Annotated in this window: 9 protein-coding genes and 2 pseudogenes; all 11 read left to right on the top strand. The window is 60.3% G+C overall.

The features are described 5' to 3' along the window. Positions 1–2: 2 nt before the first annotated feature. The 11 genes and pseudogenes from zapE (at position 3) to lpdA (ending at position 12,165) form a co-directional block, all read left to right on the top strand. Positions 3–1,166: a cell division protein ZapE gene (gene zapE / locus ACW4PC_RS12710; RefSeq protein ID WP_455874039.1), complete on the top strand. Its 1,164-nt coding sequence runs from the start codon at positions 3–5 to the stop codon at positions 1,164–1,166. 178 nt (positions 1,167–1,344) lie between these two features. Then, a pseudogene (gene mdh, locus ACW4PC_RS12705) lies at positions 1,345–2,308 on the top strand (malate dehydrogenase). A 19-nt stretch (positions 2,309–2,327) separates the two neighbouring features. Continuing rightward, on the top strand, positions 2,328–3,524 hold the full coding sequence (gene sucC / locus ACW4PC_RS12700; RefSeq protein WP_455874038.1) for an ADP-forming succinate--CoA ligase subunit beta: 1,197 nt from the start codon (positions 2,328–2,330) through the stop codon (positions 3,522–3,524). 3 nt (positions 3,525–3,527) lie between these two features. Beyond that, positions 3,528–4,433: a succinate--CoA ligase subunit alpha gene (gene sucD / locus ACW4PC_RS12695; protein ID WP_455874037.1), complete on the top strand. Its 906-nt coding sequence runs from the start codon at positions 3,528–3,530 to the stop codon at positions 4,431–4,433. 168 nt (positions 4,434–4,601) lie between these two features. Continuing rightward, entirely contained in the window at positions 4,602–7,586 is a 2,985-nt protein-coding gene (locus ACW4PC_RS12690) for a 2-oxoglutarate dehydrogenase E1 component (RefSeq protein WP_455874036.1), read from the top strand. A gap of 12 nt (positions 7,587–7,598) precedes the next feature. Then, a complete protein-coding gene (locus ACW4PC_RS12685) occupies positions 7,599–7,916 on the top strand; it encodes a YciI family protein (protein ID WP_455874035.1) in 318 nt (105 codons plus the stop codon). Between the two features lie 29 nt (positions 7,917–7,945). Beyond that, entirely contained in the window at positions 7,946–9,208 is a 1,263-nt protein-coding gene (gene odhB / locus ACW4PC_RS12680) for a 2-oxoglutarate dehydrogenase complex dihydrolipoyllysine-residue succinyltransferase (protein WP_455874034.1), read from the top strand. A gap of 53 nt (positions 9,209–9,261) precedes the next feature. Beyond that, on the top strand, positions 9,262–9,816 hold the full coding sequence (locus ACW4PC_RS12675; protein ID WP_455874033.1) for a hypothetical protein: 555 nt from the start codon (positions 9,262–9,264) through the stop codon (positions 9,814–9,816). Further along, positions 9,813–10,565, top strand: coding sequence for an SDR family oxidoreductase (locus ACW4PC_RS12670; protein ID WP_455874032.1), 753 nt, complete (start codon positions 9,813–9,815; stop codon positions 10,563–10,565). The genes ACW4PC_RS12675 and ACW4PC_RS12670 overlap by 4 nt, the downstream gene beginning before the upstream one ends. A gap of 24 nt (positions 10,566–10,589) precedes the next feature. Then, positions 10,590–10,732, top strand: a pseudogene (locus tag ACW4PC_RS12665) (LysE family translocator); the annotation flags it as partial. Between the two features lie 26 nt (positions 10,733–10,758). After that, complete coding sequence (gene lpdA / locus ACW4PC_RS12660) at positions 10,759–12,165, top strand: dihydrolipoyl dehydrogenase (protein ID WP_455874031.1); 1,407 nt, start codon at positions 10,759–10,761, stop codon at positions 12,163–12,165. Positions 12,166–12,216: the final 51 nt, after the last annotated feature.

The following is a 12,216-nucleotide window of genomic DNA, read 5'->3' as shown; positions in this document are numbered from 1 at the left end:
TCATGCAGCCTATCCCCGACTACACTTCGAGCGTCAGCGAGCACTTGAAATCGCTGACGGCCTCCGGCGCTCTCCAGATCGATTCAGCGCAGATGGATGTGGCAAAAAGCCTCGATCGGGTGCTTTTTGAACTGAAGCGCCGCCGCCCGGCTGCTAAATCGAGCTCGCTCGGCTGGCTCTTCGCTTCGAAGAAAAAGGCAAACGAAGGCATCAAGGGACTCTATATTCACGGCAGCGTCGGGCGCGGCAAGACGATGCTGATGGATATCTTCTACCGCATGGCGCCCTGTTCGAAGAAACGCCGTGCGCACTTCCACGAATTCATGGCCGATGTCCACAACCGCATCGCCGCGCACCGGCTCAAGCTGAAGAACGGCGAGATAAAGCAGGCCGATCCCGTGCCGCCCGTGGCGGCCGCACTTTACCAGGAGGCCGAACTCCTCTGCTTCGATGAGTTTACGGTGACGGACATCGCTGATGCGATGATCCTCTCGCGGCTGTTCTCCGAGCTTTTTGCGCGTGGCTGCGTGCTCATCGCGACCTCGAATGTCGAGCCCGACAATCTCTACAAGGACGGCCTCAATCGCGGTCTCTTCCTGCCTTTCATCGGTCTCCTGAGGAAGAATGTCGAGGTCGTGACGCTGGACTCCCCGACGGATTACCGGATGGAGAAGCTGAACAGCCAGCCGGTCTATCTGACGCCGATCGACGAGCGGACGGATATGGCCATGGACGCGTCCTGGGCGCAGGCGCTGGATGGGCGCAAGGCGCAGCCTTTCGATATCCCGATGAAAGGTCGGTCGATCCATGTGCCGCTCGCAGTCGATCGCATGGCGCGCTTTTCCTTCGCCGATCTTTGCGAGAAGCCGCTCGGTGCTGCTGATTTTCTCGCGATCGCCAAGCGTTTCGATACGATCTTTGTCGATCGCATCCCGATGCTCGGTCCGGACAAGCGGAACCAGGCGAAGCGTTTCATCATTCTTGTCGACACGCTCTACGACCACGGCGTTCGCCTTCATGCGTCGGCTGCGGCAATGCCGGAAGATTTGCTGATCGAACGGCGCGGAACGGAAGGCTTCGAATTCGATCGTACCGCATCGCGCCTTTTTGAGATGCGCAGCGCGGAATATCTCGCGACGCACCATAAAAGGCACGCCGCCGAGTAACAGTTTCGCAACAAAATATCTTACGTTTACGTAAGATATTTTGTATCTAAACGATTGAAATTGCTGATCCAAAAATAACACGTTGCCATTTTTGGGCTTTAGGGCTATGCGATTGCGTCATTGGACGACGCCCTGGACGCGCCGCCCGACTGATTTTGATCGCAAAGGAAACAGCGAAATGGCGCGTAACAAGATCGCACTTATCGGTTCTGGCATGATTGGTGGCACGCTGGCGCATCTCGCCGGCTTGAAGGAGCTCGGCGACATCGTCCTCTTCGACATCGCCGACGGCATTCCACAGGGCAAGGGCCTCGATATCGCCCAGTCGTCCCCGGTCGAAGGCTTCGATGCCAATCTGACGGGTGCCAGCGACTATTCTGCGATCGAAGGCGCAGACGTCTGCATCGTCACCGCCGGCGTTGCCGCGCAAGCCAGGCATGAGCCGCGACGACCTTCTCGGCATCAACCTCAAGGTCATGGAGCAGGTCGGCGCCGGCATCAAGAAATATGCCCCGAACGCCTTCGTCATCTGCATCACCAATCCGCTCGACGCCATGGTTTGGGCGCTGCAGAAGTTTTCCGGCCTTCCGGCCAACAAGGTCGTCGGCATGGCGGGCGTTCTCGATAGCTCGCGCTTTCGCCTCTTCCTCGCCAAGGAATTCAACGTTTCCGTTCAGGACGTCACTGCTTTCGTTCTCGGCGGCCACGGCGACACGATGGTGCCGCTTGCTCGCTACTCCACCGTTGCCGGCATTCCGCTCACCGACCTCATCACCATGGGTTGGGTCACCAAGGAACGGCTCGAGGAAATCATCCAGCGCACCCGTGACGGCGGTGCCGAAATCGTCGGCCTCCTGAAGACCGGTTCGGCCTACTACGCTCCGGCAGCCTCGGCAATCGAGATGGCCGAGGCCTACCTCAAGGACAAGAAGCGCGTTCTGCCCTGCGCGGCGCATCTCTCCGGCCAGTACGGCGTCAAGGACATGTATGTCGGCGTTCCGACAGTTATCGGTGCCGGCGGCGTCGAGCGCGTCATCGAGATCGACCTCAACAAGGCGGAGAAGGAAGCCTTCGACAAGTCGGTCGGCGCTGTCGCCGGCCTGTGCGAAGCCTGCATCAACATCGCGCCCGCGCTGAAGTAATCAAAACAGGAATAAACCCATGAACATTCATGAATATCAGGCCAAGGCTCTGCTGAAGAGCTATGGTGCACCGGTCGCTGAAGGTGTGGCCGTCTTCAAGGCCGAGGAAGCCGAGGCTGCGGCAAAAGAATTGCCGGGTCCGCTCTACGTCGTGAAAAGCCAGATACACGCCGGCGGCCGCGGCAAGGGTAAATTCAAGGAACTCTCGCCGGAAGCCAAAGGTGGCGTTCGCCTTGCGAAGTCGATCGACGAAGTCGTCGCCAATGCCAAGGAAATGCTCGGCAATACGCTGGTCACCAAGCAGACCGGCCCGGCCGGCAAGCAGGTCAACCGCCTCTACATCGAAGACGGCGCCGATATCGACCGCGAACTCTATCTCTCAATTCTCGTCGACCGCTCCGTCGGCCAGGTTGCCTTCGTCGTTTCGACGGAAGGTGGCATGGACATCGAGACCGTTGCGCACGACACGCCCGAGAAGATTATCACCGTCGCTATCGACCCCGCAAAGGGCGTAACGGCTGAAGACAGCAAGAAGCTTGCGGATGCGCTGAATCTCCAGGGCGAAGCTCGCAAGGATGGCGACACGCTGTTCCCAATCCTCTACAAGGCTTTCGTCGAAAAGGACATGAGCCTGCTCGAAGTCAATCCGCTGATCGTCATGAAGGACGGTCGCCTGCGCGTCCTCGACGCCAAGGTATCCTTCGACGGCAATGCGCTCTTCCGTCACGACGACATCGTCGCTCTGCGCGACAAAACGGAAGAAGACGAGAAGGAAATCGAAGCCTCCAAATATGACCTTGCCTACGTTGCCCTCGACGGCAATATCGGCTGCATGGTCAATGGTGCGGGCCTTGCCATGGCGACCATGGACATCATCAAGCTCTATGGCGCCGAGCCTGCGAACTTCCTCGATGTCGGCGGCGGTGCGTCGAAGGAAAAGGTCACCGCGGCTTTCAAGATCATCACCGCCGATCCGGCCGTGAAGGGCATCCTGGTCAATATCTTCGGCGGCATCATGCGCTGCGACGTCATCGCTGAAGGCGTGATCGCGGCGGTGAAGGAAGTAGGCCTCCAGGTGCCGCTCGTCGTCCGTCTCGAAGGCACCAATGTAGAACTCGGCAAGAAAATCATACGAGAGAGCGGGCTGAACGTGATCCCTGCCGACGATCTTGACGACGCGGCGAAGAAGATCGTCGCTGCTGTGAAAGGGAACTAAGGCATGTCCATTCTCGTCAATAAAGACACCAAGGTCCTGGTCCAGGGGCTGACCGGCAAGACCGGCACTTTCCACACCGAGCAGGCGCTTGCCTATTACGGCACCAAGATGGTCGGCGGCATCCATCCGAAGAAGGGTGGCGAGACCTGGGGGTCGCTCGAAGGCGAAGCACATCTGCCGATCTTCGCCTCCGTCGCCGAGGGCAAGGAAAGGACCGGTGCCGACGCATCGGTGATCTATGTGCCGCCGGCCGGCGCCGCCGAGGCGATCATCGAGGCGATCGAGGCGGAAATTTCGCTCATCATCTGCATCACGGAAGGCATTCCGGTCGAGGACATGATCAAGGTCAAGTCCAAGCTCGACAAGTCGAAGTCGCGCCTGATCGGTCCAAACTGCCCGGGTGTCCTGACGCCTGAGGAATGCAAGATCGGCATCATGCCGGGCTCCATCTTCAAAAAGGGTTCGGTCGGCGTTCTCTCGCGCTCCGGCACGCTGACCTATGAAGCCGTCTTCCAGACCTCGAATGAAGGTCTCGGCCAAACGACGGCAGTCGGCATCGGCGGCGACCCGGTCAAGGGCACCGAGTTCATCGACGTACTCGAGATGTTCCTGGCCGACGACGATACCAAGTCGATCATCATGATCGGCGAAATCGGCGGATCGGCTGAAGAAGACGCGGCTCAGTTCCTCAAGGACGAAGCCAAACGTGGACGCAAGAAGCCGATGGTCGGCTTCATCGCCGGGCGAACGGCACCTCCCGGCCGCACCATGGGCCATGCCGGCGCCGTGATTTCCGGCGGCAAGGGCGGCGCGGAAGACAAGATCGCGGCTATGGAAGCGGCCGGCATCACGGTGTCGCCGTCTCCGGCTCGCCTCGGCAAGACGCTGGTTGAAGTCCTCAAGGGCTAAGCCAACTTATATATCCGGGCGGAAGAAAGCACCTGCGCTTCCGCCCGGCCCCAGGTTTCGACAGCAGGTGTGCCGCGGACAGGCGGCAAATTCGAAATGCGGCAGCCGGGTAGAGCCGGCAAATTCATCAAAAGTCAGGAGGCGGGCGGAAAGCGTCCGCGTAAAACCATGGCACGGCAAGAAGCCAACGAGCAGTTTCAGATCACCTCGTTTCTGGATGGCGCCAATGCTGCCTATATCGAGCAGCTCTATGCGCGCTACGAAGAGGATCCATCATCGGTCGACGATCAGTGGCGGACCTTCTTCAAGGCGCTGGAAGACGATCCGAACGATGTGAAGAAGGCGGCCAAGGGCGCTTCCTGGCGCAAGAAGAATTGGCCGATTCAGGCCGGCGGCGATCTTGTATCTGCGCTCGACGGTGATTGGGGCACGGTCGAGAAGGTCATCGAAACCAAGGTGAAGGCCAAGGCCGAAGCTGCCGGCAAGCCGACCGACGGCGCTGACATCCTCCAGGCTACGCGCGATTCCGTGCGTGCCATCATGATGATCCGCGCCTATCGCATGCGCGGCCATCTGCATGCCAAGCTCGATCCGCTAGGCATCGCAGTACCGGTCGAAGACTACAAGGAACTGTCGCCGGAAGCTTACGGTTTCAGCGCGGCCGACTATGATCGCAAGATCTTCATCGACAACGTGCTCGGTCTCGAATACGCGACCATTCCGCAGATGATCGAGATCCTCGAGCGAACCTATTGCTCGACTCTCGGCGTCGAGTTCATGCACATGTCCAATCCGGAAGAGAAGGCCTGGATTCAGGAACGCATCGAAGGGCCGGACAAGGGCGTTGCGTTCACGCCGGAAGGCAAGAAGGCGATCCTTGCCAAGCTCGTCGAAGCGGAAGGCTACGAGCAGTTCCTCGACGTCAAGTTCAAGGGCACCAAGCGCTTCGGCCTCGATGGCGGTGAATCACTGATCCCGGCACTTGAGCAGATCCTGAAGCGTGGCGGCCACCTCGGCCTGAAGGAAGCCGTGTTCGGCATGGCGCATCGCGGCCGCTTGAACGTGCTCAGCCAAGTCATGGGAAAGCCGCATCGCGCCATCTTCCATGAGTTCAAGGGTGGTTCCTATGCGCCCGACGAGGTCGAAGGTTCAGGCGACGTGAAGTACCATCTCGGTGCATCTTCCGACCGCGAATTCGACGGCAACAAGGTTCACGTTTCGCTGACGGCAAACCCTTCGCACCTTGAAATCGTCGACCCCGTCGTCATGGGCAAGGCGCGCGCCAAGCAGGACATGAGCGCTACCGTCTGGGAAGGCGATGTCATTCCGCTCTCCGAGCGCGCCAAGATTTTGCCGTTGCTGATCCACGGCGATGCGGCTTTCGCGGGCCAGGGCGTCATTGCTGAAATTCTCGGCCTTTCGGGTCTTCGCGGCCACCGTGTCGCCGGCACGATGCATGTCATCATCAACAACCAGATCGGCTTTACGACGAACCCGGCCTTCTCCCGTTCGTCGCCCTATCCGTCCGACGTTGCGAAGATGATCGAGGCCCCGATCTTCCACGTCAATGGCGACGATCCGGAAGCTGTGGTCTACGCCGCGAAAATCGCGACCGAGTTCCGCATGAAGTTCCACAAGCCGGTCGTGATAGACATGTTCTGCTACCGCCGCTACGGCCACAACGAAGGCGACGAACCGTCCTTCACCCAGCCGAAGATGTACAAGGTTATCCGTGGCCACAAGACGGTGTTCCAGCTTTACGCCGAGCGTCTTGTTGCGCAGGGCCTGCTGAGCGAAGGCGAAGTCGAGAAGATGAAGGCCGACTGGCGCGCTCATCTCGAGCAGGAGTTCGAGGCCGGGCAGTCGTACAAGCCGAACAAGGCCGACTGGCTGGACGGCGAATGGTCTGGTCTGCGCACGGCCGACAACGCCGATGAGCAGCGCCGTGGCAAGACGGCCGTGCCGATGAAACAATTGAAGGAGATCGGCCGCAAGCTCTCGGAAGTGCCGGCGGGCTTCAACGCGCACCGCACGATCCAGCGCTTCATGGAAAACCGGGCCAACATGATCCAGACGGGCGAAGGCATCGACTGGGCAATGGGCGAGGCGCTCGCTTTTGGCGCACTCTGCCTCGAAGGCCATAAGATCCGCCTTTCGGGTCAGGATTGCGAACGCGGCACTTTCTCGCAGCGCCATTCGGTCCTTTACGATCAGGAGACCGAAGCGCGTTATATCCCACTCGCCAACCTGTCGCCGACGCAGGCCCGCTACGAGGTCATCAACTCGATGCTCTCCGAAGAGGCGGTTCTCGGCTTCGAATACGGCTATTCGCTGGCGCGCCCGAACGCGCTCACGCTCTGGGAAGCGCAGTTCGGCGACTTCGCAAACGGTGCGCAGGTCGTCTTCGACCAGTTCATTTCGTCGGGCGAACGCAAGTGGCTGCGCATGTCGGGTCTCGTCTGCCTGCTGCCGCATGGTTACGAAGGTCAGGGTCCGGAACACTCTTCGGCCCGCCTGGAACGCTTCCTGCAGCTTTGTGCGGAAGACAACATGCAGGTCGCCAACGTCACGACGCCGGCGAACTACTTTCATATCCTGCGCCGTCAGTTGAAGCGCGACTTCCGCAAGCCGCTGATCCTGATGACGCCGAAGTCGTTGCTGCGCCACAAGCGGGCGGTTTCGAGCCTCGCAGAGATGGCCGGCGAATCCTCTTTCCACCGCCTTCTCTGGGATGATGCAGAGGGCATCAAGGACGGACCGATCAAGCTGCAGAAAGACAACAAGATCCGCCGCGTCGTCATGTGCTCCGGCAAGGTTTATTATGATCTTCTGGAGGAGCGCGAAAAGCGCGGAATCGACGATGTCTATCTGCTGCGCGTCGAACAGCTCTACCCGTTCCCGGCCAAGGCGCTCATCAACGAGCTCTCCCGCTTCCGCAATGCGGAAATGGTCTGGTGCCAGGAAGAGCCGAAGAACATGGGCGCATGGTCGTTCATCGATCCGTATCTCGAGTGGGTTCTTGCCCATATCGATGCGAAGTATCAGCGCGTCCGCTACACCGGACGTCCGGCTGCCGCTTCGCCGGCAACGGGCCTTATGTCCAAGCATCTGTCGCAACTCGCTGCATTCCTCGAGGATGCGCTGGGCGGCTGAGGAGTTGGGGCGATGGCATATTTCTTCTTGAGACTTGTGCCGCCTCGTTCCCGCTTTCCGAACGACGCGACCGGGGAGGAAATGGCTGCGATGGAACGGCATGCCGACTATTGGCGCCACAACGCAGAAGCGGGATCGGCAATTGCTGTCGGCCCCGTCTTCGAGGGCGAAGGCGCGTGGGGTATGGCGGTCGTCTCAGTCGAGGATCGGGAGGCCGCAAAGGCGCTTGCCGATGCCGATCCGATCGTCCGCTCCAGTTTCGGTTTCCACTTCGAAATTTTGCCAATGCCCTCGATCATTCTCCGGCCGTCTTCTGCCGGAAACGAATAAACGAAAACAAGCAAATCAGGATTTGAACAATGGCCACAGAAATCCGCGTTCCAACTCTCGGTGAATCCGTCAGCGAGGCAACCGTCGGCACCTGGTTCAAGAAGGTTGGCGACGCCATCAAGGCCGATGAGCCGATTCTCGAGCTTGAAACCGACAAGGTGACCATCGAAGTACCGGCACCGAGCTCCGGCACGCTGTCCGAAATCGTTGCCCAGGCCGGCGAAACCGTGGGCCTCGGCGCTCTGCTCGGCCAGATCGCCGCAGGCGCTGCAGCCCCGGCTGCCGCTCCCGCCAAGGCTGCCGAGCCGGCCATCGCTGCTCCTGCCCAGGCAACACCTGCTGCTCCGGCTGCAGCCGCTGCGGCACCGGTTGCTTCCGCCCCGGCCCCGGCTTCCACCATGCCGGCGGCGCCGGCTGCCGCCAAGATGCTCGCTGAGAACAATCTCTCGGCCGATCAGGTCGAAGGCAGTGGCAAGCGTGGCCAGGTGCTGAAGGGCGATGTAATCGCTGCCGTCGCCAAGGGCCTTTCCGCCCCGGCTGCTGCGCCTGCCGCTCCCGCTGCAGTCCGTGGCCCATCGACAGTTGAGGACGCCGGCCGCGAGGAGCGCGTGAAGATGACGCGCCTGCGCCAGACGATTGCCAAGCGCCTCAAGGATGCGCAGAACACCGCAGCCATGCTCACCACGTACAACGAGGTGGACATGAAGGCAGTCATGGACCTGCGCGCCAAGTACAAAGACGTCTTCGAAAAGAAGCATGGCGTCAAGCTCGGCTTCATGGGCTTCTTCACCAAGGCTGTGACGCACGCCCTGAAGGAACTGCCGGCCGTCAACGCCGAGATCGATGGCACCGACATCATCTACAAGAACTACTGCCACATCGGCATGGCTGTCGGCACAGACAAGGGCCTGGTCGTTCCGATCATCCGCGATGCCGACCAGATGTCGATTGCCGAGATCGAGAAAGACCTTGGCCGTCTTGCCAAGGCCGCACGCGACGGCACGCTCTCGATGGCCGACATGCAGGGCGGCACCTTCACGATCACCAATGGCGGCGTCTATGGTTCGCTGATGTCCTCGCCGATCCTCAATGCGCCGCAGTCGGGCATTCTCGGCATGCACAAGATCCAGGAGCGTCCGGTCGTTGTCGGCGGCCAGATCGTCATCCGTCCGATGATGTATCTGGCACTCTCCTACGATCACCGCATCGTCGACGGTAAGGAAGCCGTGACCTTCCTCGTCCGCGTCAAGGAAAGCCTGGAAGATCCGGAGCGTCTGGTTCTCGATCTCTAAGAGAATGATGGGGCCGCGCGAGCGGCCCTGTTTTTCGCGGCAAGGAGTGCCTTATGGCGCGTGGAGTTCCGGCAGCGGACGGCCGTTCGCTTCTAATCGTTAGGCTGAAATTGGCGGCTGCCCTGGCGGCGCCACTTTTCCTGTGCGCAATGACGGGAGCTGCGCTTTCGGCCGAGTGCAAGCAGTCTGATGCCGTCTATGCCGATCGCGACGGCGCTTATGAACTCCGCTTTTCGCCGCTCGGTTCCGAAGCCGCTGCGGCAAGCAATCAGTTCAAGATCAATGTCTTGAAGACCTCGATCGTTCTGGACGGCTTTGTGATGCCGTCGGAGGATCCTGATCGTGCTATCGGCATCGTCATGTTCAATTGCCCGGATGGTGATGTGACGGGTGCGGATCTCGATGCCTGCACGATCTGGCAAGGGCCGGTCTACAGCGTCCGTGCCGCGGGCGAGCTGGATAATCTTCAGCCGGAGGCAGAGCGCGCTGCTGACAGGATCGTGCTACCTGGTCTCGGTCCGGCGATCCGCGAGTCCTCGATTTGGGGCGAAGGCAAGGCGACGGTCGCGCCCTGGGATGTCCTGACCTTCAAGGAATGCGCGAAATGAGTGATGTGCCTGTTCTGCTCGTGACCGGGGCAAGCCGCGGTATCGGTGCTGCCGTCTCAAGGCTTGCTGCCAAGCAAGGCTGGCGGGTTGCCGTGAATTATGTCTCGAACAAGGCAGCCGCGGATGCCGTCATTGAAGCGATCACGGCGGACGGCGGCGAGGCGATTGCCGTCAAAGGCGATGTCGGCAACGCCGCTGATATCACCTTGATGTTCGAAACCGTTGATCGCTATTTCGGGCGGCTTGACGGGCTGGTGAACAATGCCGGTATCATCGATACGGCTCAGCGCGTCGACGAAATGAGCGTCGAGCGCATCGAGCGGATGATGCGCGTCAATGTCACCGGCTCCATTCTCTGCGCGGCGGAGGCCGTTCGCCGCATGTCGAGCAAGCATGGCGGCAAGGGCGGAACGATCGTCAACATTTCGTCGATGGCGGCGATCATCGGATCACCGTCGCAATATGTGGATTACGCCGCTTCGAAGGCGGCGATCGATACCTTCACGATCGGGCTCGCCCGCGAAGTCGCTGCGGATGGCATCCGGGTGAATGCGATCCGCCCGGGAATTATCGACACCGATATTCACGCCTCCGGCGGACTGCCAGACCGTGCGCGCGACATGGCGCCGAATATTCCGATGCAGCGGCCGGGAACGGCAGACGAGGTGGCCGATGCCGTCCTCTATCTTCTTTCTCCTGCGGCCTCCTATGTCACGGGTGCGATCCTCAACGTCAGCGGTGGGCGGTAGGTCGCAAAGGGTAAACGATGCAAATTCTTCGCCGGCGTCTCGATCTTCTTCACCGTCAAGCCCATCGCGACCGCTTCATTGCCAGCGGCAAATGGTTCAACCGCATCACCGGCGCCGCATTGGTCGGCTTCGGCGTTCGCCTCGCACTCACCCGCGCGGCCGACTAAACGATTAAAGCAAAGGAAAAGAAACAATGTCCTATGATGTGATCATTATCGGAACCGGCCCCGGTGGCTATGTCGCCGCGATCAAGGCGGCCCAGCTCGGCCTCAAGGTTGCGGTCGTCGAAAAGCGCGCGACCTTCGGCGGCACCTGCCTTAATGTCGGATGCATTCCCTCCAAGGCGTTGCTGCATGCTTCCGAAATGTTCCATCATGCCGGTCACGGCATGGATGCGCTCGGCATCGAAATACCGCGTCCGAAGCTTAATCTCGAAAAGATGCTGGCGCACAAGGATGCGACGGTGAAGTCGAATGTCGACGGCGTCGCCTTCCTCTTCAAGAAGAACAAGATCGACGCCTTCCAAGGCACCGGCAAGATCGTTTCCGCCGGGAAAGTTTCCGTGACCGCCGACGACGGCAAGGTCCAGGAGATCGAAGGCAAGAACATCGTGATAGCCACAGGCTCCGATGTTGCCGGCATCCCGGGCGTTCAAGTCGAGTTCGATGAAAAGGTGATCATCTCCTCGACCGGTGGTATTGCGCTGGAGAAGGTGCCGGAAACAATGATCGTCGTCGGTGGCGGCGTCATCGGTCTCGAACTGGGCTCTGTCTGGTCGCGCCTCGGTGCGAAGGTGACCGTCGTCGAATATCTCGACACGATCCTCGGCGGCATGGATGGCGATGTAGCCAAGCAGTTCCAGCGCATGCTCGCCAAGCAGGGCATCGAATTCAACCTTAGCGCCAAGGTCGTCGGCGTCGAGAAGGACGGCACGGGTGCCAAGGTGACCTTCGAACCGGTCAAGGGCGGCGACAAGGTGACGCTCGAAGCGGAAGTCGTTCTCATCGCCACTGGCCGCTTGCCCTATACGGCTGGCCTCGGCCTTGAAGAGGCGGGTGTCAAACTCGACAATCGCGGTCGCGTCGAGATCGACGGCCATTTCAAGACCAATGTCGCCGGCATTTATGCAATCGGCGACGTCGTGAAGGGTCCTATGTTGGCGCACAAGGCGGAAGACGAAGGCGTGGCGCTTGCCGAAATCCTTGCCGGCCAGGCCGGTCATGTGAATTACGACGTCATCCCGAGCGTCGTCTACACACAGCCGGAAGTCGCTTCCGTCGGCAAGACCGAGGAAGAACTGAAGGCTGCAGGCATCGCCTATAAGGCTGGCAAGTTCCCGTTTACGGCAAATGGCCGCGCTCGCGCGATGCTCGCGACAGACGGCTTCGTAAAGATCCTGTCGGACAAGGCAACGGACCGCGTTCTCGGCGGTCATATCGTCGGCTTCGGTGCCGGCGAGATGATCCACGAGATTGCCGTTCTTATGGAATTCGGCGGTTCTGCCGAGGACCTCGGCCGCACCTGCCATGCGCATCCGACAATGTCGGAAGCAGTGAAGGAAGCGGCACTCGCTGCCTTCTTCAAGCCGATCCATATGTAAATCCCGAAGACCGAAGCCGCGGTTCGCAAGGACCGCGGCTTTTTTAATGGG

This window comes from Rhizobium yanglingense, from assembly GCF_977109285.1.
Note: the sequence above shows the minus strand (reverse complement) of the source record. Positions and strands in the feature narration are given on the sequence as shown.